This window comes from Pseudomonadales bacterium (genome assembly GCA_024234215.1).
GTDB lineage: Bacteria > Pseudomonadota > Gammaproteobacteria > Pseudomonadales > UBA5862 > JACKOQ01.
Map to the genome: position 1 here is coordinate 647,413 of JACKOQ010000001.1, position 21,770 is coordinate 669,182.

The following is a 21,770-nucleotide window of genomic DNA, read 5'->3' on the forward strand; positions in this document are numbered from 1 at the left end:
GTGCTTTGATCCCGATGAATCAAAAGGCCGCCATCAGGCGGCCTTTTGATTCGGGATGTTGCCCGATCAACCTCGGTGCGCTTCAGCTGGGCAGCAGATGGGCCACGGCATCGCGCTCTTCGATCAGTTCGGCCTCGGTGGCGGTCATCCTTTCGCGGCTGAAGGCGTCGATGTCGAGTCCCTGGACGATTTCGAACGCGCCGCCCGCGCAGCGCACCGGGAACGAGTAGATCAATCCTTTGGCGATGCCATAGCTGCCGTCGCTGTAGATGCCCATGCTGACCCAGTCATCGGCGGGGGTGCCGAGTGCCCAGTCACGCATGTGGTTGAGTGCGGCATTGGCGGCCGAGGCGGCGCTCGATGAGCCACGCGCCTTGATGACGGCGGCGCCGCGCTGCTGCACCTGTGGAATGAACTCCTGCTGATACCAGCCGTTGTCGATCACGCCTTTGGCTGCGCTGCCGGCGATGGTGGTCTGGCTGATGTCGGGATATTGGGTCGATGAGTGGTTGCCCCAGATGGTCATGCGTCGAATCGCGGTGACCGGTTGCTGCGTCTTCTGGCCGAGCAGCGAGAGTGCGCGGTTGTGGTCGAGGCGGGTCATGGCGGTGAACTGGCGCGGATCGATGTTCGGGGCGTTGCGCTGGCAGATCAGTGCATTGGTGTTGGCCGGGTTGCCCACCACCAGCACCTTGATGGCGCGGCTGGCCACCTGATCGATCGCCTGGCCCTGCACCGAGAAGATCTGCGCATTGGCGGCCAGCAGATCCTTGCGCTCCATGCCGGGGCCGCGGGGTCGGGCGCCGACCAGCAGCGCGCAGTCGCTGTCACGAAAGGCCACCAGCGGATCATCGGTCACCACCACCGACTGCAGCAGTGGAAAGGCGCAGTCATCCAGCTCCATGACCACCCCCTTGAGCGCATCGAGGGCGGGGGTGATCTCCAGCAGTTGCAGGATGACGGGCTGGTCCTTGCCCAGCATGTCGCCCGAGGCGATGCGAAACAGCAGGGCATAGCTGATCTGTCCTGCGGCGCCGGTGACGGTAACGCGCACGGCTGGTTTCATCGAAGATTCTCCTTGATCAAGGGTCGGAATGAAAAAGAGGGCGGTTTGCCAGGGTGGGTCGGGCAGGGTCTGGAGTGCTCCGTCATGCCCGCATTCACGCGATGGGAATTTTACCATCCTCGCGCGCCATCGTCCCCGGTTGCTGCCAGGGTCGGTGCAGGAGGGGCGTCAAGGAGGTGGCATGACCCGCCCGGCCCCGGCGAAGCGTGGTCGCCAGTAGCCATCGTCGAGGCGATCGAGCCGCACCCGCTTGCCGGTCGAAGGCGCATGCAGGAATGTGCCGCTGCCCAGGTAGAGGCCGACATGGTTGGTGGCGGGGGCATCGATCCTGAAAAAGAGCAGGTCGCCGGGCAGCAGGCGCTCGGGGGTGACCGGCTGGGTCTGCGCCAGTTGCTCTGCCGCAGTGCGCGGCAGCAGCAGGCCGGCCTGCAGATAGCTGTACTGGACCAGGCCGCTGCAATCAAACCCCCGGTAGGGGTCGGCACCGCCAAATTGGTAGGGAATGCCGAGCGAACCCTGCGCGGCGGCCAGGGCAAAGATCTGATAGGGGCCGACTCCGCTGCTGGAGGCGGCGGGCGAGGGGGCGACTGCCGCAGGCGGGGCCGGGCGGGACGGAGCAGTGCTACAGCCTGCAAGCCATGAGAGCATTGCCGCCAACAGCAGTGGCAGGGCCGGTTTCATCAGGGGTCCGCCTGCGTCGAACATGGGTCAAGTTTGTTTTATTTTGACATGTCATTCATAAAGATGAAGCCTGTTTCATGATTCATTCTCATCTTTTTTTCTGGAGCCGTCATGCCGCCTTTTGCCATTCATCCCCAGTTGCGTGCCGACAACCACCATCTGGGCCGATTTCATCACTGCCATCTGCTGCTCAACCGCAATGCCGCACTGCCCTGGTTCATTCTGCTGCCGGAGGTGGCGGTGCTGGAGTGGCATGAGATCGACGAACCGCTGCGACAGGCGATCGATCGTGAGGTGCAGGGGCTGGCGGCCTGGGTGAAGCGGCAGTTCCACTGCGACAAGCTCAATCTGGCTGCGATCGGCAACCGGGTGGCGCAACTGCACATCCATCTGATCGGCCGCCGTCAGGATGACCCCTGCTGGCCCGATGTGGTCTGGGGTGCACGCTTGCCGCCGGTCGAGTACGGTTCTGAGCAGATTGCCGAGTTGCGCCGGCGGTTGGGTGCGGAGTTGGGACTGATGGAGGTGCAGCCGTGAGCAGCGCTGAAATGCAAAGGGCCACCCGCAGGTGGCCCTTGCGTCAACCGTCTGTTCAGGCTTTCTGCTGACTGCGGCGGGCGACACCCGCCAGACCGAGCAGACCGCTGCCCATCAGCCAGACCGCAGCCGGTACCGGCACCGGTGCCGGTACGGGTGTGATTTCGGCCAGCACCTCATAGTGGCCATTGGCCGCGCCGGTACCCACCAGGGAGATGAAGGCGAAGTCGCCAAATGGCGCATAATCACCGGCGCTGAAGGCCCAGTCGAAGGTCAGGGTGTCGCCGGCATTGGCGGAGATGCTGAATTGGATGAGCGAACCATCAACGCCGGGATTGCCTTGGGTGTTCAGGTAGAGCGAGGTGCTGACACCGGAGTCGCCATCCACGCTGTCGAGCAGCGCCATCTGGCCACCCTCGGTCGGGCTGTAGCTGTCAAAGCTGCTGACGACCTTGACGTCGCCTGCTGCGCCGTATCCTGCAAGATTGCCGAATTCGAAGCCTCGGTTTGAGACCAATTGCGGTAGCACAGCAGTGCTGTCGAGGTTGTCGAGCAGCAGTTGCGAGGGAAGTAACGCATTAACAAAGCTTATCTGGTCGTGACCTTCATCACTGACGCCAAGAACTACCGTGCCGGTAAATGTACCGCCGAAGGTATAGCTGTACTGTTGCCAGCCGCTACTGTCAAAATCAGGCACATAGAGGGTGGCGGCGAAGGCGGGTGCCGCGCCGAGGGCGGCCGCGGTGGCGGCGGCAAGAGCCAGTCGTTTCATGTCGGTCTCCTGATCTGTGCAGAGTGTGTTGAGTCGTACCTCAGCCTTTATATACAACAGACGTGCCAATAAAAAATTATTTTTTTTATCAGATGGTTGTATCTTCAAAGTTGATGGGGCAGAGCATTGCCTGGAGCAATCTGTAAAAAAAGTTGACACTTTTCGGCTGGATGGCGCGGCCGGCAGACTCTGCCGAAGCCGGCGCTTCAGGCCCATCCGCCGGGCTGACGGGCCATTGACCTGACACACTGTCTGGACATTGCCGGTGCGCTCTGGGAGGATCATCCCTCGACTTGGAAGTGTGAATTTTTTCAACAGGGGGAGTGACCATGGGCAGTGTTCAGCAGGGCGTGGCCGCGCGGGGCGATTCGCCGCGCTTCATCATCATGGGCGGTGGCATGGCGGGCATCCTGAGTGCCATCAAGTTGCGCGAGGCCGGCTTTACCAACTTCATCGGCTATGAGAAGGCCGACCGGCTGGGTGGCACCTGGCGCGAGAACCGCTATCCGGGGGTGGCCTGCGACGTGCCGTCGCACTTCTACAGCTACTCCTTTGCGCCCAATCCGGAGTGGAGCCATGTCTTCTCGCCGGGCGAGGAGATCTGGAGCTACTTCGAAGAGGTGGCGCGGCGTTATGACGTGGTGAAGGATTTTCGCTTCGGCACCGAGGTGCGCAGCATGGCGTTCCGTGATGGCCGCTGGCATCTCGAGCTCTCGACCGGCGAGCGTGATGTTGCCGACTTCGTGATCGCTGCCACCGGCGTACTGCACCATCCGGCCTACCCGGCCATTGCCGGCCTTGACCGCTTCCAGGGTGCGATGTTCCACACCGCCCGCTGGGACCAGAGCGTGCCGCTCGACAACCGGCGGGTCGGCATCGTCGGCACCGGCTCGACGGCGGTGCAGATCGTCTCGGCGCTGGTGGGCCGCGTCGCCCAGTTGAAGCTGTTCCAGCGCACGGCGCAGTGGATCATGCCAAGGCCCAATCCGCCGATTGCGGAAGCGGACAAGGCGCTGTTTCGCAGCGATCCGGCGGTGATGGCGGCGATGCGGGCCGAACTGGGCAAATCGGCCTCCGAGAATTTCGCCACGGCGGTGGTCAACATCAACTCGCCACAACTGCGTGAGATCGAGCAACTCTGCCTGGCCAACCTCGAAGAGAACGTGACCGATCCAGTGCTGCGCGAGAAGCTGCGCCCCCACTACCGGGCGGCCTGCAAGCGGCTGATCATGTCGCCGGACTTCTATCAGGCGATCCAGCGGCCCAACGCGCAACTGGTGACCGAGTCGATCGAGGCGGTCGAGGCCGGCGGGGTGCGCACGGTGGATGGCGTGCTGCATGAACTGGATGTACTGGTGCTGGCGACCGGCTTTCAGGTTGACCGCTTCATGCGGCCGATCGAGGTGGTGGGGCGCAACGGCATGACGCTCGACGAAGTGTGGGCCAAGCGGCCCTCGGCCTACCTGGCGATCTCGATCCCCGACTTTCCCAACCTGTTCATGCTCAATGGTCCCAACGGACCGGTCGGCAACTTCTCGCTGATCGATGTGGCCGAGATTCAGTTCGACTACATCATGCAACTGATCGAAGAGGCGCGTCGCCGGCAGGCGCACCAGGTGTCGGTGAAGCCGCAGGCGGCCGAGCGGTTCGAAAACGAGCGGGTCGAGGCGACCAGGAACACCGTCTGGGTCAGCGGCTGCCGCAGCTGGTATCTGGATGACCGTGGTATTCCTGCCGCCTGGCCCTGGGGCTTCGACCGTTTCCGCGAGGTGATGGCGCAACCGAAGTTCGAGGATTTCGAACTGGTGGCCTGACTGCCGGTCCGGGTGGTCTGGACAGCCAGATCACCCGTTCACTGCCGCCGTGCATCGGCAGATGAGAGATCCTTTGCTCAAGAAGCGTTCTATCTGGCGCTGCCCGGCAGGGTCGGCCGTCACTTTTTCGTCATCTGTCACGGCTAGAGTGCCGGTCCGTCCTCACTCTGCCGCTGCCGTCCATGAGTCCAAGAAACGCACTGTTGCTGTTTGCACTGATCATTCCTCTGACCGCGCAAGCCTGGTGGAATGACGCCTGGAGTGAGCGTCGGCTGGTGCTGCTGGACACATCCGAAGCAGGGGTCGCGACGACCTCGGCAGTCTCTGGCGCCGTGCTGCCGGTGCGACTGCACAGCGGCAACTTCGATTTTCTGGCCGCCAAGCCCGATGGGAGCGACCTGCGTCTGCTGGCTGCCGATGACAAGACCCCGCTGAAATTCCACATCGAGCGTTTCGACAGCGTCAACGAGCTGGCCCTGCTCTGGGTGCAGCTGCCGCAGATTGCGCCGAACAGCGCCGGACAGAAGATCTATCTCTACTTCGGCAATCCGGACGCAGCGGCAGAGGGCAGTGCGCCGGCGGCCAGTTACGATCCAGCGACCCGTGCCGTGTTCCATTTCGATGAAGGCGAGGCGACTGCGCGCGATGTCTCGGCCAATGGCAACAGCGCAAGCGGTGAATTGACGATCGAGAAGGCGGGTCTGCTCGGTGCGAGTGCACGATTCGCTCAGGTGCCGCTGCGGATCTCCGCATCGCCCAGTCTGCAACTGGCGCCCGATGGGCGCTTCAGTTTTTCCGGCTGGGTTCGGCTCGATGACGTGAATGGCGGGGCGGTGCTCTACCGGCAGGGGCCGGTGGCCATCAGGGTCGAGCAGGGCAGGCTGACGCTCGCCGGCGTTGGAGCGCAACCGCTGACGGGTGGTGCGCTGAGCGCCGGAAGCTGGCAGCACATTGCGGTGACGGTGGGTGGCGGCAAGGCGACGCTCCATGTTAATGGTGCCGAGGTGGCCGCAGGTGAGGCTGCTCTGCCGGCGGTGCAGGATGAGGTGCTGATCGGCGAGGGTCTGGGCGGCCTGATGGATGAGCTGCAGATCGCCAGCGATCTGCGCTCGGCCGACTGGATCAGGCTGGCGGTGGGTGCCCAGGGGGTGGAGTCCAGACTGATCGCGGTGCGTGGCGACGAAGAGGTGGCGAGTGAAGCGGGCGAGGTCTCCTACATGGGCATCCTCGTCAGCAACCTCACCACCGATGCCTGGGTGGTGATCGTGCTGCTGATGGTGATGCTGGCGATCGCCGTGGTGGTGATGGTGGCCAAGGCCCGCCTGGTCAGTGTCACCGACAAGGAGAACCGCCTCTTTCTCAGACGTTTTCGCGATGCGACCGATGATTTTCTCGACCTGGAGAAGCAAGGTGCCAGCCATGCGCACTCATCGCTCTATCGTCTCTACCAGGCTGCCGTTCGCGAAGTGATGAAGCGCGGCAGCGAGCAGGGTGGAATCAACCTCAGCAATGCCTCGATCAGTGCGATCAAGGCGGCGGTGGATGCCGATCTGGTGCGGGAGTCGCACCGGCTCAATGCGCAGATGGTGCTGCTGACGATTGCGATTTCGGGGGGGCCCTTTCTCGGTCTGCTGGGGACGGTGGTGGGGGTGATGATCACCTTCGCAGCCATCGCGGCTGCCGGAGATGTCAATGTCAACGCCATCGCGCCCGGCATTGCCGCCGCGCTGCTGGCCACGGTCGCGGGTCTGGCGGTCGCCATCCCGGCACTGTTTGGCTACAACTATCTGGCCTCGCGGATCAAGAACATCTCGGCGGACATGCAGATCTTCGTCGATGAGCTGATCACCCGCATTGCCGAGAGTCACAGCCATTGAGCCGCCTCTGATGCGGCTGCATGGTGCCATGGTGCTTGTCGGGGCCTGACGATGTCGGTCGAAATCCACGAAGACAATCAACCCTATGACGAGATCAACATCACGCCGATGCTCGATCTCACCTATGTGCTGCTGGTCATCTTCATCATCATGACCACCGCCTCGGTACAGGGCGTCAGGGTCGAGCCTCCCCGCACGGTGACGGCGCAGACGCTGGCCAAACCGCAGACCCGTGCCATCACCGTGACGCGCGAGGGCAATGTTTTTCTGGACGCCTATCCGGTGGACATGCAGCAACTGGAGGTGCGGCTGGCGCAGTACAAGGTGGCCAATCCGGCGCTGCCGGTGGTGCTCAAGGGCGATGCCGAGGCCCAGTACGACAAGGTGATGCAGGTGCTGGAGATCTGCAAGCGTCTGGACATCGTCGAGATCGGGCTGGTCACCAAGCGGGCGGGAGGCTGACCATGCAGCTCCAGAGCGAGACCAAACCCTATGACTCGATGAATGTCACGCCGATGCTCGATCTGGTCTATGTGCTGCTGGTGGTGTTCATCCTGATGACCACCGCGACGGTGCAGGGGCTGACCATGAACCTGCCCAAGCCCAGCAACAAACCGAGCAGCGAGCAGCATGAGGTCAAGATCGTGCAGATCACCCCGGAAGGGTCGCTGCTGCTGAATGGGGTGGGCGTCACGCTGGAGGAGCTGAAGAGCCAGCTCGAGCAGGCCAAGGCGCGCGATCCCAAGCTGTCGGTCATGATCAAGGGCGATCCACTGGCGCAGTATGCACGGGTGATCGCGGTGGTGGACATGGCGAACCTGCTGGCCATCGAGGGGGTTGGGCTGGTGACCGCGCGCATCGGCAACTGACATGAGCGGACTGGCCGAAGAGGAGCTGGAGCGCAGTGATGCCAGTCGCCGCTGGCGCATCGTGGCCGGGTTGCTGCTGCTGGCAGCGGGCATTGCGGTGGCCGTCTACCTGTTGCAGGGGCTGGGCAGGAGTGGCCCGGTGCAGCAGAAGCAGGTGAGCAAGATCACCATCCTGCCCGATACCCCTCCGCCACCGCCCCCGCCGCCGCCCCCACCCAAGGAGCAGCCCAGGGAAAGCAAGGAGATCAAGGCGCCGCAGCCCAAACCGGTGGAGGCGCCGCAGGCGCCGCAACCGCTGAAGATGGAGGGTGCTGCCGGGGAGGGTTCGAGCCCATTTGCGGCCGGCACGGTGTCGAGCGATTACATCGGCGGCAAGGTGGGCGGCGGTGGTGGCGGCATGCAGTTCGCGTTCTTTTCCAGTGCGCTGCAACGCCACATCCAGCAGGAGCTGGCGCGCAACCGCGCGCTCAAGCTGGGCGATTACCGGGTGCTGGTGAATGTCTGGATCGATGCCCAGGGCGTCATGCGCCGGGTGGAGCTGGCCGAGTCGACCGGCAATCCCGACACCGACCGCGCCATTCGGGAGGCGCTGAACCAGCTTCCACCGCTGCGCACCGCCGTGCCCGAGAATCTGCCGCAACCGATCAGGCTGCGCATCACCAATCGCATGGCGGGCTGATGCAGCCAGTGCGACCACCGCGAGAACCCAACCATGCAAAGGCCCGGACCATGACATTCAAGACACTGCGCTGCGGCGTGCTGCTGGCCTCGGCGCTGTTGAGCGCGCCGGTGTGGGCCGAAGATTCGCGCGCCTCACTGGAAGTGCTGCGGCAGACGACGCTGAATCTGATCAATGCACTGGTCGACTCCGGCGCAATCACCCGGCAGAAGGCCGATGAACTGATCAAAAAGGCGGAGCAGGACGCAGCGGCCACGGTGGCGCAGACGCCGAAGAAACCCGACAACACCGTTCGGGTGCAGTATGTGCCCGAGGTGGTGAAGAGCGAGATGCGCGAGCAGATCAAGCAGGAGGTGCTCGATCAGGCCAGGCGTGAGCATTGGGCCACGCCCAATGCGATACCGGAGTGGCTGGATCGCATCAAGTGGGAGGGCGACCTGCGGCTGCGCGAGCAGCTCGACCGTTTCGATGAAAACAATGCAACGCCGTTTGACTATGCCACCGCTGCCGGGACCAATGCACCGCCACCGCTGCCCAACGACCAGACGCGCGCTGCCGAGTTCGCCAGGGTCAATGGCCAGGGCATCCCCACTGCCAACACCACAGAAGACCGCGACCGCCTGCGGTTGCGGGCAAGGCTGGGAATGCTGGCCCGGCTTTCCGATGAGTGGAGCGGTGGGGTGCGACTCGCCACCGGCAGCAACAGCGACCGGGTGTCGACCAATCAGACGCTGGGGCAGGATTTCAACAAATACACCCTTCTGCTCGACCGCGCCTACCTGAGGTTCGACCCGGCCGATTGGCTCTCGCTGAGCGGTGGTCGCATTCCCAACCCCTGGTTTTCGACCGATCTGGTCTGGGATGAGGATCTGAACTTCGAAGGGCTGGCCGCCAACTTTCGACCCGTGCTCTCCAGCAGCAGGGTCAAGCCCTTCGTGACGCTGGGCGCCTTTCCACTTCAGGAAGAGAACCCGCCCTCTTCCAGTGGCCGCTGGCTGCGGGGGGTGCAGGGCGGCACGCAGTGGGACTTCAGTCCGGACATGCGACTGAAGGTGGGACTGGCCTGGTATGACTACCAGGATCTGGCCGGGGAGGTCGAGCCTGCCAGTGCGCTCGACAGCACCGGAAACCCGATCACCGCCAATTACGGGCAGTATGAGTATGGCAACGGACTGCGGCAGAAGGGCAACTCGCTGTTCGTCACCAATGCGCTGGGCGACACCGGATCGACCCCCTACTGGGGGCTTGCCGCGGAGTTCCGGCCGGTCAACCTGACTGCATCGCTGGAGCTGGCGCAGTTTGCGCCGGTGCATGTGGTGTTGAGCGGGGACTGGGTCAAGAACACCGCCTTCGACCGCGCGCAGATCCTCTCGCGCACCCAGGGGCGGATCAACCTGACCGATGGCAGCGACCAGGGCTACCAGTACCGGCTCACCGTCGGGACGGCCGAGGTCAGAAATCGACGGGACTGGCAGCTGTCGGTGGCCTATCGCCATCTCGGTTCCGATGCGGTGCTGGATGCCTTCACCGATTCCGACTTCGGGCTGGGCGGCACCAACCTGAAGGGCTATCTGCTGGGCGCGCAGTATGGACTCGATCGCAACACCGTGCTGAACCTGCGCTGGCTGTCGGCCGATTCGATCGACTCCTTCTCGTTCATTGCCGACCACAAGTTTGCCGTCGACCTGTTTCAGGCCGACGTGAGCGTGAAGTTCTGACCATGGTGGCCCAGCTCACACCTCGTCGGCTGCGTCTCGCCGTTCTGCTGCTCTGTGCGCTGAGCGGACTGGTCGCCGGCACGCTCCATGCCGCTGACGACCCCAAGAGCGACCGCGAGCAGATGCAATTGCGGCGGCTGCAACAGGCAGTGCGCAAGCTCGAACAGGAAAAGGCGCAGATCGAGGCAGAAAAAGCACAGATGGTGCAGGAAAAATCCCAACTCGATGCGCAGTTGCAGCAAAACCGCGACCTGCTGGACGAGAGCGATCGCAACCGGCAGGGGCTGGCGGAGCGCGTGGCCGTGCTGGAGCGGGAGCTGGCGGCCAGCAGGGCGGAAAATGCGTCACTGACTCAAGGCGCTGCCCAGACGCAGCAGGCGCTGCAGCGAGCGGTCACCGCCGCGCAACGGCTCGATGAGAGGCTCGCAGAGCAGCGTACGGCGCTCTCGGCCTGTGCGGCCAGCAACGAAAAGCTGCATGGCTACGGCATGGAGCTGCTGGAGCGCTATGAAAAGAAGCGTTGCAGCGATGCGCTGCTGCAGGCTGACCCCTTCACCCAGTTGAAGCGCGCCGAGATCGAAAATTTCCAGGAGACGTACCGCGACCAACTGGATGAGCAGAAGCTGAGCGCTTCCCCGGCTGAATCGGATGGCGCCCGTGATCGGCAGTGAGGCCGGATCTGAACATTTTTCAATCTGTCACCGAGCTGTCATCACTGCTGTCTAGAGTGCGCTGATTCAAAAACATCAGCTTGTTCATGGACATGGCAGCAGCACAGATTCTGGTGGTGGAAGATGACCTGGAGATTCAGGAACTGATCTCGGTCAATCTGGCTCGAGCGGGTTACCGGGTGCAACGTGCCGCCGATGCCGAGACGGCGCAGAATCTGGTGAACAGCACACTGCCCGACCTGATTCTGCTCGACTGGGGCCTGCCCGGTCTGTCGGGCGTCGACCTCATGCGGCGACTGAGAACCAATCCGCGCTCGCGCGAGCTGTCGATCATCATGCTCACGGCGCGCAGCGAAGAGCGCGACAAGATCGTCGGCTTGGACGCGGGGGCCGACGACTTCATCACCAAGCCCTTCTCCCCGCGTGAACTGCTGGCCCGCATCACCGCCGTGTTGCGGCGTCGTCTGCCCCACACCTCCACTGATGCGATCGAGATCGATGGCCTGCGTCTCGATCCGCTCGCCCACCGGGTCACGGTGTCGGGCATGGAGGTGGCCCTGGGGCCGACCGAATTTCGTCTGCTGCGTTTTCTGATGGCCAATCCGGAGCGGGTGCACAGCCGCAACCACCTGCTCGATCAGGTGTGGGGCGACCATGCCTTTTTCGACGACCGGACGGTCGACGTGCACATCCGCCGGCTGCGGGTCGCACTCGAGCCGAGCGGCCGGGATCGGCTGATCCAGACCGTGCGTGGCAGCGGTTACCGCTTCTCTTCCTGTTCGTCCTGATCGGGCAGGTCCGCATCGGTGGTGCCGGAGTGCTCCGGTCACCTGCAAGCTGCATAAAAATTGAGCGCTGCGCCGGTTTGTCATTGTTCTGTCATCGATGAAGCCTAGCCTGCGCTGGCTCTTCAGCCGGGATCCGGTCGATATGTTTCCACGCTCTGTGTCAAAGATCCGTGCTCGCGGATTCACGCTGCTCGAACTGCTGGTGGTGATGGTGATCATCGGCATGCTGGCCGGCTTTGTTGCGCCCCGGTTCTTCTCCCAGATCGGCAAGTCGCAGGTCAAGACGGCGCGGGCCCAGCTCGATGCCCTCGGCAAGGCGCTGGACCAGTACCGGCTCGATGTGGGTCGCTACCCGGCGACCGAACAGGGCCTCACTGCATTGAACGAGCGCCCCGCCGGCGAGGCCAGGTGGTCTGGCCCCTACCTGCAAAAAGCCGTGCCGCTGGATCCCTGGGGGCGGCCCTACCTCTACCGCTCTCCGGGAGAGCATGGCGAGTACGATCTGCTCTCTTACGGCAAGGATGGCCAGGCGGGCGGCAGTGACGAGGCCGAAGACATCACCAACTGGTGATCGATGATGAAGTACCAGGTCAAGACGCTGAATGCAGACAAGGGTGTCGACATCATCGTGCTGGAGGCGAGTGATCAGGCGCAAGCCCGACACCAGGCCGCCGCACAGGGCCATGCCGTGCTGTCGGTCACCCCTCTGCCACTCGGTGGCGGGTTACGCAGTGCCGGCAAGGCGCGCTTTCCGCTGCTGCTGTTCAGTCAGGAGCTGCTCTCCCTGCTCAACTCCGGCATCTCGATCGTCGAGGCCATCGAGACGCTGGCCGAGAAGGAGCAGCGTCCCGCCATCCAGCAGACGCTGCGGCGTATCCTGAGCGGGTTGCGTGAAGGGAAGGCCTTCTCGGCGACGCTCGAAGAGGCGCCGCACAGTTTTCCGCCACTCTATGCCGCCACCCTGCGCGCCAGCGAACGCACCGGTGACCTGGGCGAAGCGCTGTCGCGCTACATCGCCTACGCATCACAACTCGAGACCTTGCGCGGTCGGCTCATCAGCGCAGCGATCTATCCGCTGTTGCTGGTGGTGGTCGGGACGCTGGTCATTCTGTTTCTGCTCGGTTATGTCGTGCCGCGCTTCTCGCACATCTATCAGGACATGGGTGGCGATCTGCCGCTGCCGTCGCGACTGCTGCTGGAGTGGGGCTTGGCGGTGGAGCGCTACTGGCCGCTGTTGATCGGCATGGTGGCGGCACTGCTGGGGCTGGCCATGCAGGAGCGGGTGCGACACTGGATGGCACAGCGCCTGCTCGGCCTGCTGTGGCGCATTCCAGCGGTCGGCGAGCGGATGCGGGTGTTTCAACTGACCCGACTCTACCGCACGCTCGGCATGTTGCTGCTGGGCGGCATTGCCGTGGTGCCGGCGCTGGAGATGGTGAGCGGGCTGCTCTCCGCCGCGCTGCAGCCGCGGCTGGACAGTGCGACCCAGGCCATCCGCGAGGGGCGCGGCATCTCGCAGGCCTTCGAGGCGGGTGGGTTGACCACCGCGGTGGCGCTGCGCATGCTCAGGGTCGGCGAGCGTGCCGGCAACATGGGCGAAATGATGGAGCGCATCGCGGCCTTTCACGATGAAGAGATGGCGCGCTGGGCGGAGTGGGCGACCCGGCTGTTCGGTCCGCTGCTGATGCTGCTGATGGGGTTGATGATCGGATTCATCGTCGTGCTGATGTACCTGCCGATCTTCCAGTTGACCGAGGGCATCCAGTGATGGGCCATGCCGCGCTCGACCCGCCGGTCGTCCCCTTCTCGCCTGCGGAGCTCCAGGCCGCCCGCGTGCTGATGAGGGCACGCGGCTGTCGCCTGATCGAGGCGCTCGCGCAGGCGCATGATGGCCCGGATGCGGCCTGCGTCGCGCGGCTGGCCGTCACCGTCCGCATGAAGGTGGCCGGCATCGAGGCGATGCACGAGATGACGCCGGCCTTCGATCTGCTCGCCTATGGCGAGGCGCTGCAGCGGGAGTGTCTGCTGTTTCGTGCTGCCACGGATGGGCAGGGGCTGGTGGCGCTGCTGGCCGATCCGTTCGATGCCGGACTGCGGGGCTGGCTGGAGGAGCGGGCGCCCGAGCGGCTGGAGATCCGGCTGGCCAGCCGCGGTGACATTGCCGCCTACCTCGCGCGCCACGAAGAGACGCTGCGGGCGATGGATGGCCTGGTGGCGATGCAGGCATCGAGCCGACGCGATGCGGCGGCCGAGGACATCTCGCTGCGCAGCATCAGCGAAGACAGCAGTCCGGTGGTGCGTCTGGTCAACTCGACGCTCTACGACGCGCTCAAGGCCGGCGCCAGTGACATCCATCTGGAGACGGTGCCGTCGGGCATCTTCATCAAATACCGCATCGATGGCGTGCTGGCCTCGGTGGGTGGCATTCAGGGGAGCGAAAACGCCGAGCAGGTGATCTCGCGCATCAAGGTGATGGCGGAGCTCGACATCGCCGAACGGCGTGTCCCGCAGGATGGCCGCTTCAAGGTGGCGCTGGCCGGCCGCGAGATCGACATCCGGGTCTCGATCATGCCCAGCATCCATGGCGAGGATGCGGTGCTGCGCATCCTCGACAAGCAGCGCCTCTCCGCCGAGGTGAGCGGACTGCGCCTCGAATCGCTCGGCTTCGATGCCCCCACGCTCTTCGCGCTGCGCCGGCTGGCGACCGAGCCCTACGGCATGTTGCTGGTCACCGGACCCACCGGCAGCGGCAAGACCACCACGCTCTACGCCGCCATCGGCGAGATCAACACCGGCCATGACAAGATCATCACCATCGAGGATCCGGTCGAATACCAGTTGAACGGCGTGTTGCAGATTCCGGTGAATGAAAAGAAGGGACTGACCTTCGCGCGCGGGCTGCGCTCCATCCTGCGCCACGACCCGGACAAGGTGATGGTCGGGGAGATCCGCGACGGCGAGACGGCCCAGATCGCGGTGCAGGCGGCGCTCACCGGCCATCTGGTGCTCACCACCGTCCATGCCAACAACGTCTTCGACGTGCTGGGCCGTTTCACCCACATGGGGCTCGACCCCTACAGCCTGGTCGCGGCGCTCAACGGCATCGTCGCGCAGCGTCTGCTGCGGGTCATCTGTTCGGACTGTTCGCAGCAGAGCCAGCCCGATGCCGCCCTGCTGGCGATGTCCGGCATCGATGCGGCCGAGGAGTTCGACTTTCGCAGCGGGCGCGGCTGCGGCCACTGCCGCGGCAGCGGCTTTCGTGGACGCAAGGCGATTGCCGAGGTGCTGCTGCTGGACGACGAGCTGCGCGAGATGATCGTGACGCGCGAACCGGTGCGCCGCATCAAGGAGGCCGCCTGTCACAAGGGCACGCGGCTGCTGCGCGAGGCGGGGCTGGAGATGGTCCGGCGCGGCGAAACCACGCTGCAGGAGCTCAACCGTGTGGTCAGCTAGGCGACTGCGGGTGGCGCTGTCGACGCAGCAACTGGTGCTGGTCGAGCACAGCCGACCGTGGTCGCGGCGGCCGACGGCGGTCCAGCAGCTCCACTATCGATCTGAAGGCGTGGCGGAGTCCGCGCCGTGGCGTCCGGCTGTCGACGCGCTGACGCGGCTGCTGGCACAGCGGCAGGCGCAGGGTGCTGCGCTGCATGTCGTGCTCTGCGGACGCTTTGCCCGCTGGCAGTTGCTGCCATGGCGTGCAGGATTGACCCGACCCCAGGAGTGGAGCGCCTACGCCGCCGTGACTTTTCAGGAGACCTTCGGTGCCGTCACCCGCGAGTGGCAGGTGCAACCGTCGTTGCAACCACCGCAGCAGGCCGTGCCGGCCTGTGCGGTCGATGCCGGACTTCTGCGCGCACTGCGCACGGCCTGCGCTGAGGCCGGCGCGACCCTGGCCACGGTGGCGCCCTACTTTTCGGTCGCCTTCGACCATTGGCGCAGTGCGCTCGAGGGCAGGGTGGTCTGGTTCGGTGTGCTCGAAGCCGACTCTCTGGCGCTGGGGCTGCTGCAACAGGAGCAGTGGCTGGGTCTGCGCAGCCAGCGGCTCGACAGTGACTGGCGCGAACTGCTGCCGGGGATGATGGCGCAGATCGGCATTCAGGCCGGCCTCGATGAGGTCGAGACTGCGGCGCCACGGTTCTATCTGACCGGAGCGGGCGAAGCCCCGGCCGCCGACCCTCGCCACCCCTTCGTCTGGCTGCAACCGCGCAGCCAGACCCAGTTCGATGGCATCGGCTGTCGCATGGCGCTCGGGCTGTGACCATGAGGATGCCACCGCTCGAGATCGACTTCAGCGCACGTCGTCGCCTGGCCTCGCCGCTCGGCTGGCTGCTGCTGGCAGCGGGGGCCGTGGCCATGGTGCTGGTCAGCCTCGATCATCTTGCGGCGCTCGATGCACTGCGCCTGGTCGAAGTCGAGCAGGCGCGCCTGTCGCAGCAGAGAGAGCAGGCGCAGCCAGCCGGACGCGCTGGCCGGAGCGAGCTGGAGCAGGCTGAACTGAAGTCGGCCCAGCGCATCGCTGCCCAGCTGAATCTGCCGTGGAACGCACTGCTGGCCACGCTCGAGCGGAGTGCCGACCCCAATGTGGCGCTGCTCTCATTCGAAAGCGAAGGACAGACGCGCCAGTTGCACCTGATGGGCGAGGCGCGGACGATCGATGACGTGGTGGTCTATGCGCAGCGGCTGGATCAGTCATCGCAGGTTGCCGCGGTGACACTCTCGCGTCATGAACAGCGGCGAGTGGAGCAGGAGAGCGTGATCCGCTTCACGCTGGATGTCGACTGGAGCCGCCAGTGATCACCGCGGAGCTGTTCACTGCCCACCTTCGGCATCAACTTCACCGGCACGGCTGGCCGGCGGCGGCCGGACTGCTGCTGGGCCTGATGGCCCTCCTCTGGCAGCTTGTCATCGTGCAGGCCGTGCGCAGTGAGACGCTGGCGCAGCAGGCCGCGCTGGAGGCGCTGCGGCACCAGCGCGCGGCGCAGTCGACACCGCAGCAGGTGGAGGGCCGCCGGTTGAGCGATCTCCACGCCAGCCTGCCGACCGATTCGGATGCACTGGCCGTCATCGAACGCCTGCACCATGCCGCCACCCTCCATGGCGTCGAGCTGCCCCAGGGCGACTACCGGTTGAGCCGCGATGCCAGCGGCACCCTGCTGCGCTACCAGATCACCCTGCCGGCACGCGGTGGCTATCCGCAACTGCGCGCCTGGCTGGCCGATCTGATGAATGCGCTGCCGACCATCGCGCTTGATGGGTTGGCCGTCCAGCGTGACGACGTCGGCAGTGGCCGGATCGACGCCAGAGTGCGGCTGACCCTGTTTCTGAAAGCGGGCTGAGCATGGCAACGGTGGCACCCTCCCGATCGCTGCGGCGGCAAGCTGTTTTGGCACTGGCGTTGATCGCCACGCTGATCGCCGCCTTCGTCGACTTCGGTGAACCGGAGCTGGTGCAACCACGACAGCGTGAGCCGCTCGCCGGGCGCGCCGCCGGCGAGGCCGATGCCTCGTCCCGGAGAGTTCCGGAGTCGAGGGTTCCGCCTGCCGTACGGGAACAGCATGTCGCCCAGGGCATCGACCTCTTCGCGGCCCACAGCTGGCAACGCCTGCCGCTGGTCGAGCGGATGCCGGCACCGCCGCGGTCCACCGCACCCAGGGTGCCACCGTTGCCGTTCCGTTACCTCGGCCAACTGTTCGACGGCCGGCAGAGCGTGCTCTTCGTCGGCCAGGGGCCGCGCAGCCATCTGCTGCGCGAGGGCGATGTGCTGGAGCGCTACCGGTTGGTGCGCATCGCAGCGCAGGAGGCCACCTTCGTCCATCTGCCCAGTAACCAGCGACAACTGCTGAAATTCACCAGAGAAAATTGATGTCACCTCACGCGCACGCCACGCTTCGCCGCCTCGTGCTGACCCTGTTGCTGCTGCTGGGCGGCTGTGCGACCCACCCGGCGATCGACGAGAGCGATCGACTGATCGCGCAGGGGCACACCGAAGAGGGGGTGCTGCGGCTGGCGCAGGCGGTGCAGGAAAATCCCGACGACCATCAATTGCAGGGGCGCTATCTGCGTCAGCGTGAGCGGCTGCTCGGCCAGTTGTCCGAAGCTGCGGCTTCCGAGCGCGAGGCAGGCCGGATCGATGCGGCCGAAGCGCTCTACCAGCGCATGCTGAAGCTCGATGCCAACAACCAGCGCGCCCGCAACGGCCTGACCGAGGTCGCGATGGAGCGTCGGCACCAGGCCGCCCTCGCCGAGGTCAGGGTCCTGATGGCCCAGAACGACACCGCGGCCGCCGAACGCATCCTGCGTACGCTGGTGGCCGAGAATCCGCTCAACAGCGAAGCGAAACGGCTGTTGCAGGATGTGCGGCGCAAGGCGCAGCAGAGCGAGGAGCCGCTCAGGCGCGCGCTCAAGTCACCCTTCACCGCACCGATCAGCCTGGAGTTTCACGACGCCGAGATGAAGACGGTGTTCGAGATGATCTCGCGCAGCGCCGGGATCAACTTCGTCTTCGACAAGGACGTCAAGTCGCAGACCAAGGTGACGCTGTTCGTGCGCGACACCTCGATCGATGAGGTGGTGCGGCTGATTCTCGCCACCAACCAGCTCGAGCGCAAAATGCTCAACGAGAACTCGGTGCTGATCTACCCCAACACCCCGGCCAAGGCCAAGGAATATCAGGAGCTGGTGACCCGCAGCTTCTATCTGGCCAATGCCGAGGTGAAGCAGGCGCAGGCGCTGGTGAAGACACTGGTCAAGAGCAAGGACATCTTCGTCGATGAGAAGCTCAACCTGCTGGTGATCAAGGACACCCCCGAGGCGGTGCGGATGGCCGAACGGCTGCTCGAATCGCTCGACATTGCCGAGCCCGAGGTGATGCTGGAGCTCGAGGTGATGGAGATGACCCGCAGCAAGCTGCGCGAGCTGGGGCTGCGTTACCCCGACCGGATCGGCTACGGGTTGTTGCGCAACCCCAACATCGTGTTGCAGCCCACCCAGGGGGTCGGCGGGCAGGTGGTACCGGAGGCCGGGGCCGAGGTGGCGCCTGGCGTGGTCGATCTGAGCAATGCCGATGAACTGACCGCTTATGTGACCAACCCGGCGCTGGTGCTCAACCTGCGCAACGAGGCCGGCGATGGCAGCCTGCTGGCCAATCCGCGCATCCGGGTCAAGAACCGCTCGCGGGCCAAGATCCACATCGGCGACAAGCTGCCGGTCTTTACCACCACCTCGACCGCCAATGTCGGCGTCTCCTCCTCGGTCTCCTACCTCGACGTCGGGCTCAAGCTCGACATCGAGCCCAACGTCTATCTCGACGACGAAGTCTCGATGAAGGTCGACCTCGAAGTGAGCAGCGTCGTCAAGGAGGTGCCGGGGCCCGCCGGCTCACTGGCCTATCAGATCGGCAGTCGCACTGCCGGCACCGTGCTGCGGCTGAAGAATGGCGAGACCCAGGTGCTGGCCGGCCTGATCAGCGACGAGGAGCGCAGCAGCGCCAACCGGCTGCCGGGCCTCGGCGACATCCCGGTCGTCGGCCGGCTCTTCTCCAATCAGCGCGACAGTGGCAGCAAGACCGAGATCATCCTGCTGATCACCCCACGGGTCGTGCGCAATCTGGCACTGCCGGAGGGCGCCACGGCGGTGAACGCAGCGGGCTCCGAGGCCGCGGTGGGCGCCCCGGCACTGCGGGTGAACCAGACGGGGCTGCATGGCCTGTCACTCTCATCGCAGCCGGCGGGCGGCTCTGCCGTGGTGTCGCCGCCGCTGTCAGAGCAGCCGGCCGAACCGGTCGAGACGCCCGAGCTGCCACTGCCGCCACCCGCCCCCGAACCGCCGTCACTGCCGCCGGAACCGGCCGCCATGCCGGCGCTGCCACTGCCTGCAGCGAGGACGCCGCCACTGCCGGCGCCGCAGTGATGCAGCGCCGCAGCCGGGGCTTCACGCTGCTCGAACTGGTGGTGACGGTGGCGATCATCGGCGTGCTGGCCTCGGTGGCGCTGCCCTTTGGCGAACTGACCGTGCAGCGGATGAAGGAGCGTGATCTGCGCAGTGCGCTGCGGCAGATTCGTGACGGTCTCGATGCCTACCGCCAGGCGGTGGATGAAGGGCGCATCCGCGGCCGGGCCGACGGCTCCGGTTATCCCCGTTCGCTCGATGAGCTGGTCGCAGGGGTCGAGGATGCCAGGAGCCCCAGCGGGGCGAAGATCTATTTTTTGCGCCGCCTGCCGCGCGATCCCTTTGCCGCGCCCCAGCTGCCGGCGGCCGACAGCTGGGGCAAGCGTGCCTACCGCAGTCCACCCGATGCACCCTTCGAGGGCGAGGATGTGTTCGATGTTTACTCGCGTTCGCAGCGGATCGGCCTGAACGGGGTGCCCTACCGTGAATGGTGACCGGCGCCGTGGCTTCACGCTGATCGAACTGCTGGTGGTGATGGCGATCATCGCCACGCTGCTCAGCATCGTCGCGCCGCGCTACTTCACCCACCTCGACCGGGCGCGCGAGGCGGCGCTGCGCGAGACGCTGGTGGTGGTGCGCGATGCGATCGACAAGTTTCATGGCGACACCGGCCGCTACCCGGAGAGTCTCGAAGAGCTGGTGAGCCGGCGCTATCTGCGCACGCTGCCGATCGATCCGGTCAGCGAGAGCAGCGAGACCTGGATCCTGCTGCCGCCACCGGCCGAGCCCGCCGAGCCGACCGATCCGGCCGACACGCAGGCCGCCAGCGGTGTCTGGGACATCCGCAGTGGCGCCGGCGGCGAGGCGCAGCCCTATGCGCAGTGGTGAGCGGTTGGGCTCGGCTGCGGCCCAGCGCGGCTTCGGCTATCTGCTGGCGCTGTTTGCGATTGCCGCCATCGGCCTGCTGCTGGCCGGTGCCGGCGAGGTCTGGTCCACGACGATGCAGCGCGAGAAGGAGGCCGAGCTGCTCTGGATCGGCGAGCAGTTCCGTCGGGCGCTCAGCCGTTACCAACAGAGCTCGCCCGAGGCGGCCAGCCGCGCTCCGGCGACGCTGCAGGAGCTGCTGGAGGATCGCCGCTTTCCGACGCCACGCCGTCATCTGCGGCAGATCTACCGCGATCCGCTGACCGGTCAGCGCGACTGGGGGCTGGTCCGGCTCGATGGCCGCATCGTCGCCATCCACAGCCTGTCGAGCGCACGGCCGCTGAAGCAGCGCTTCGACGGGCGCGATGCCGACCTGACCGGCAAGCAGCGCTACAGCGACTGGCTGTTCAGCGCCACCGTGGCCGGTGACGCCGCCGGCGAGTCGATGAGGGTGCCAGAGTGAGTGACGACATCCTGCTCAGCAGTCAGGACCGCGAGCACCTGCTGTTCACCATCGAGGCCTCGCTGAAGATCGGCCGGCGCTTCCAGTTCTTTCTCTGGGCGCAAGGGGTGCTGCAGGGAGTGATTCCCCATCGGACGCTGCTGTGCGCCCATGGTGACCTCGAGAAGCGCCAACTCAGCCACCTGAGCTTCTCTGCCGATGCCCAGCCCGACCGTCAGACCGGGCAGGCGCTCGACCCGCCGCTGCATGACCTGCTGCCCCGGCTGGTCACGCTCTGGCTGCGCGAGGGGGGCACGCCCTGTCTGCTCGGTGCCGACGCGCTGCCCGAGGCCGATGTACAGAGCGGACGCTGGCAACTGCTGCGTGCGCTGCGGGAGGCCGATCTCGACCATGTCGCCGCCCATGGCCTGCGGCAGATGCAGGGCGGGCAGGGCAGCTTCTTCGTCTTCATCGGCACTGTGCCCTATGGCCCGCGCGACCGCCACCTGCTCGAACTGCTGGTGCCGCACCTGCACGCCGCGCTGCAGCGGCTGCTGGCCAATGAGCCCGACGAGGCGGACGCCGCGCCCGATGCCATCGAGCGGCTGCTCACCCCGCGTGAGCGGCAGGTGCTGCACTGGGTGCGCAACGGCAAGAGCAACAAGGAGATCGGGCGGCTCCTCGGCATCAGTCCGCTGACGGTCAAGAACCATGTGCAGCGGATTCTGGTCAAGCTCAAGGTCAACAACCGCACCCAGGCCGCCAACGAAGGCAGTGCGGCGAAGCCGCCAGCCGACGAAACGGCCGATTGAACCCGCCCAATAGTCCATATGGACTATTTTTGGGCCATCACGCCTTAACGACCCTGTCACAACGGCGCCTTAGAGTGGTGGAGTCGGAGGAGGGTGCGTGCAGCGACGCCGGCCGCAGCGGAACCGGGCCAAATGGACTATCTCCGCAGCGGCAGCGCGACCGCAAAACGGTAACTTTCGTCGGCTATCGTGCTGCTGTCTCCACACGGAGGCCCCCATGAATCAAGTGAAGA

The 21,770-nt window shown here is 65.3% G+C and carries 23 protein-coding genes and 1 pseudogene; 21 read left to right on the top strand and 3 right to left on the bottom strand.

Features of this window, described 5'->3' with window-relative positions; translation table 11 throughout:
- Positions 1-82: 82 nt before the first annotated feature.
- Together H7A13_03220 and H7A13_03225 are read right to left on the bottom strand one after the other, a co-directional pair.
- Positions 83-1,066, bottom strand: coding sequence for a malate dehydrogenase (locus tag H7A13_03220; GenBank protein ID MCP5332356.1), 984 nt, complete (start codon positions 1,064-1,066; stop codon positions 83-85).
- A gap of 168 nt (positions 1,067-1,234) precedes the next feature.
- Complete coding sequence (locus tag H7A13_03225) at positions 1,235-1,771, bottom strand: C40 family peptidase (protein ID MCP5332357.1); 537 nt, start codon at positions 1,769-1,771, stop codon at positions 1,235-1,237.
- A gap of 87 nt (positions 1,772-1,858) precedes the next feature.
- On the opposite strand from H7A13_03225, the gene H7A13_03230 reads away from it, so the two are divergent.
- Complete coding sequence (locus tag H7A13_03230; GenBank protein ID MCP5332358.1) at positions 1,859-2,284, top strand: HIT family protein; 426 nt, start codon at positions 1,859-1,861, stop codon at positions 2,282-2,284.
- A 55-nt stretch (positions 2,285-2,339) separates the two neighbouring features.
- On the opposite strand, the pseudogene H7A13_03235 reads toward H7A13_03230, so the two are convergent.
- A pseudogene (locus tag H7A13_03235) lies at positions 2,340-2,435 on the bottom strand (VPLPA-CTERM sorting domain-containing protein).
- Between the two features lie 950 nt (positions 2,436-3,385).
- On the opposite strand from H7A13_03235, the gene H7A13_03240 reads away from it, so the two are divergent.
- The 20 genes from H7A13_03240 (at position 3,386) to H7A13_03335 (ending at position 21,537) form a co-directional block, all read left to right on the top strand.
- On the top strand, positions 3,386-4,870 hold the full coding sequence (locus H7A13_03240; protein MCP5332359.1) for an NAD(P)/FAD-dependent oxidoreductase: 1,485 nt from the start codon (positions 3,386-3,388) through the stop codon (positions 4,868-4,870).
- Positions 4,871-5,052: 182 nt separating this feature from the next.
- The gene (locus tag H7A13_03245) at positions 5,053-6,747 is read left to right on the top strand and encodes a DUF2341 domain-containing protein (protein MCP5332360.1); all 1,695 of its coding nucleotides are present in this window, start codon (positions 5,053-5,055) and stop codon (positions 6,745-6,747) included.
- A 51-nt stretch (positions 6,748-6,798) separates the two neighbouring features.
- The gene (locus tag H7A13_03250; GenBank protein MCP5332361.1) at positions 6,799-7,209 is read left to right on the top strand and encodes a biopolymer transporter ExbD; all 411 of its coding nucleotides are present in this window, start codon (positions 6,799-6,801) and stop codon (positions 7,207-7,209) included.
- Positions 7,210-7,211: 2 nt separating this feature from the next.
- Positions 7,212-7,616: a biopolymer transporter ExbD gene (locus H7A13_03255; GenBank protein MCP5332362.1), complete on the top strand. Its 405-nt coding sequence runs from the start codon at positions 7,212-7,214 to the stop codon at positions 7,614-7,616.
- 1 nt (position 7,617) lies between these two features.
- On the top strand, positions 7,618-8,295 hold the full coding sequence (locus H7A13_03260; protein MCP5332363.1) for a TonB family protein: 678 nt from the start codon (positions 7,618-7,620) through the stop codon (positions 8,293-8,295).
- Positions 8,296-8,345: 50 nt separating this feature from the next.
- Complete coding sequence (locus H7A13_03265; GenBank protein MCP5332364.1) at positions 8,346-10,013, top strand: putative porin; 1,668 nt, start codon at positions 8,346-8,348, stop codon at positions 10,011-10,013.
- Positions 10,014-10,015: 2 nt separating this feature from the next.
- Entirely contained in the window at positions 10,016-10,684 is a 669-nt protein-coding gene (locus H7A13_03270; protein MCP5332365.1) for a hypothetical protein, read from the top strand.
- Between the two features lie 92 nt (positions 10,685-10,776).
- Positions 10,777-11,472 carry a phosphate regulon transcriptional regulator PhoB gene (phoB, locus tag H7A13_03275; GenBank protein MCP5332366.1) on the top strand — a complete coding sequence of 232 codons (696 nt, stop codon included), beginning with the start codon at positions 10,777-10,779 and terminating at the stop codon, positions 11,470-11,472.
- A 142-nt stretch (positions 11,473-11,614) separates the two neighbouring features.
- Positions 11,615-12,043, top strand: a complete 429-nt coding sequence (gspG, locus tag H7A13_03280) for a type II secretion system major pseudopilin GspG (GenBank protein ID MCP5332367.1) — start codon at positions 11,615-11,617, stop codon at positions 12,041-12,043.
- Positions 12,044-12,049: 6 nt separating this feature from the next.
- The gene (locus H7A13_03285; protein MCP5332368.1) at positions 12,050-13,240 is read left to right on the top strand and encodes a type II secretion system F family protein; all 1,191 of its coding nucleotides are present in this window, start codon (positions 12,050-12,052) and stop codon (positions 13,238-13,240) included.
- Entirely contained in the window at positions 13,240-14,925 is a 1,686-nt protein-coding gene (locus tag H7A13_03290; GenBank protein MCP5332369.1) for a type II/IV secretion system protein, read from the top strand. Before H7A13_03285 ends, H7A13_03290 begins: the two co-directional genes overlap by 1 nt.
- Complete coding sequence (locus tag H7A13_03295) at positions 14,912-15,730, top strand: hypothetical protein (protein MCP5332370.1); 819 nt, start codon at positions 14,912-14,914, stop codon at positions 15,728-15,730. The genes H7A13_03290 and H7A13_03295 overlap by 14 nt, the downstream gene beginning before the upstream one ends.
- A gap of 8 nt (positions 15,731-15,738) precedes the next feature.
- Positions 15,739-16,266 carry a PilN domain-containing protein gene (locus H7A13_03300; GenBank protein MCP5332371.1) on the top strand — a complete coding sequence of 176 codons (528 nt, stop codon included), beginning with the start codon at positions 15,739-15,741 and terminating at the stop codon, positions 16,264-16,266.
- Positions 16,263-16,808, top strand: a complete 546-nt coding sequence (locus tag H7A13_03305; GenBank protein ID MCP5332372.1) for a hypothetical protein — start codon at positions 16,263-16,265, stop codon at positions 16,806-16,808. Before H7A13_03300 ends, H7A13_03305 begins: the two co-directional genes overlap by 4 nt.
- A gap of 11 nt (positions 16,809-16,819) precedes the next feature.
- The gene (locus tag H7A13_03310; GenBank protein MCP5332373.1) at positions 16,820-17,335 is read left to right on the top strand and encodes a hypothetical protein; all 516 of its coding nucleotides are present in this window, start codon (positions 16,820-16,822) and stop codon (positions 17,333-17,335) included.
- Positions 17,335-19,380 carry a secretin and TonB N-terminal domain-containing protein gene (locus H7A13_03315; protein ID MCP5332374.1) on the top strand — a complete coding sequence of 682 codons (2,046 nt, stop codon included), beginning with the start codon at positions 17,335-17,337 and terminating at the stop codon, positions 19,378-19,380. Before H7A13_03310 ends, H7A13_03315 begins: the two co-directional genes overlap by 1 nt.
- A complete protein-coding gene (locus H7A13_03320; protein MCP5332375.1) occupies positions 19,380-19,853 on the top strand; it encodes a type II secretion system protein in 474 nt (157 codons plus the stop codon). Before H7A13_03315 ends, H7A13_03320 begins: the two co-directional genes overlap by 1 nt.
- Positions 19,843-20,247 carry a prepilin-type N-terminal cleavage/methylation domain-containing protein gene (locus tag H7A13_03325; protein MCP5332376.1) on the top strand — a complete coding sequence of 135 codons (405 nt, stop codon included), beginning with the start codon at positions 19,843-19,845 and terminating at the stop codon, positions 20,245-20,247. Before H7A13_03320 ends, H7A13_03325 begins: the two co-directional genes overlap by 11 nt.
- Entirely contained in the window at positions 20,234-20,746 is a 513-nt protein-coding gene (locus H7A13_03330; protein ID MCP5332377.1) for a type II secretion system protein, read from the top strand. Before H7A13_03325 ends, H7A13_03330 begins: the two co-directional genes overlap by 14 nt.
- On the top strand, positions 20,743-21,537 hold the full coding sequence (locus H7A13_03335) for a helix-turn-helix transcriptional regulator (protein ID MCP5332378.1): 795 nt from the start codon (positions 20,743-20,745) through the stop codon (positions 21,535-21,537). Before H7A13_03330 ends, H7A13_03335 begins: the two co-directional genes overlap by 4 nt.
- Positions 21,538-21,770: the final 233 nt, after the last annotated feature.

Excerpts from the sequence above, each read along its gene's own strand:
- H7A13_03285 (MCP5332368.1), top strand. The coding sequence starts at position 12,050 with ATGAAGTACCAGGTCAAGACGCTGAATGCAGACAAGGGTGTCGACATC.
- H7A13_03255 (MCP5332362.1), top strand. The coding sequence starts at position 7,212 with ATGCAGCTCCAGAGCGAGACCAAACCCTATGACTCGATGAATGTCACG.
- H7A13_03265 (MCP5332364.1), top strand. The coding sequence starts at position 8,346 with ATGACATTCAAGACACTGCGCTGCGGCGTGCTGCTGGCCTCGGCGCTG.
- H7A13_03240 (MCP5332359.1), top strand. The coding sequence starts at position 3,386 with ATGGGCAGTGTTCAGCAGGGCGTGGCCGCGCGGGGCGATTCGCCGCGC.
- phoB (MCP5332366.1), top strand. The coding sequence starts at position 10,777 with ATGGCAGCAGCACAGATTCTGGTGGTGGAAGATGACCTGGAGATTCAG.
- H7A13_03245 (MCP5332360.1), top strand. The coding sequence starts at position 5,053 with ATGAGTCCAAGAAACGCACTGTTGCTGTTTGCACTGATCATTCCTCTG.
- H7A13_03225 (MCP5332357.1), bottom strand. The coding sequence starts at position 1,771 with ATGTTCGACGCAGGCGGACCCCTGATGAAACCGGCCCTGCCACTGCTG.
- H7A13_03290 (MCP5332369.1), top strand. The coding sequence starts at position 13,240 with ATGGGCCATGCCGCGCTCGACCCGCCGGTCGTCCCCTTCTCGCCTGCG.
- H7A13_03330 (MCP5332377.1), top strand. The coding sequence starts at position 20,234 with ATGCGCAGTGGTGAGCGGTTGGGCTCGGCTGCGGCCCAGCGCGGCTTC.
- gspG (MCP5332367.1), top strand. The coding sequence starts at position 11,615 with ATGTTTCCACGCTCTGTGTCAAAGATCCGTGCTCGCGGATTCACGCTG.
- H7A13_03250 (MCP5332361.1), top strand. The coding sequence starts at position 6,799 with ATGTCGGTCGAAATCCACGAAGACAATCAACCCTATGACGAGATCAAC.
- H7A13_03315 (MCP5332374.1), top strand. The coding sequence starts at position 17,335 with ATGTCACCTCACGCGCACGCCACGCTTCGCCGCCTCGTGCTGACCCTG.
- H7A13_03300 (MCP5332371.1), top strand. The coding sequence starts at position 15,739 with ATGCCACCGCTCGAGATCGACTTCAGCGCACGTCGTCGCCTGGCCTCG.
- H7A13_03260 (MCP5332363.1), top strand. The coding sequence starts at position 7,618 with ATGAGCGGACTGGCCGAAGAGGAGCTGGAGCGCAGTGATGCCAGTCGC.
- H7A13_03220 (MCP5332356.1), bottom strand. The coding sequence starts at position 1,066 with ATGAAACCAGCCGTGCGCGTTACCGTCACCGGCGCCGCAGGACAGATC.
- H7A13_03320 (MCP5332375.1), top strand. The coding sequence starts at position 19,380 with ATGCAGCGCCGCAGCCGGGGCTTCACGCTGCTCGAACTGGTGGTGACG.
- H7A13_03270 (MCP5332365.1), top strand. The coding sequence starts at position 10,016 with ATGGTGGCCCAGCTCACACCTCGTCGGCTGCGTCTCGCCGTTCTGCTG.
- H7A13_03230 (MCP5332358.1), top strand. The coding sequence starts at position 1,859 with ATGCCGCCTTTTGCCATTCATCCCCAGTTGCGTGCCGACAACCACCAT.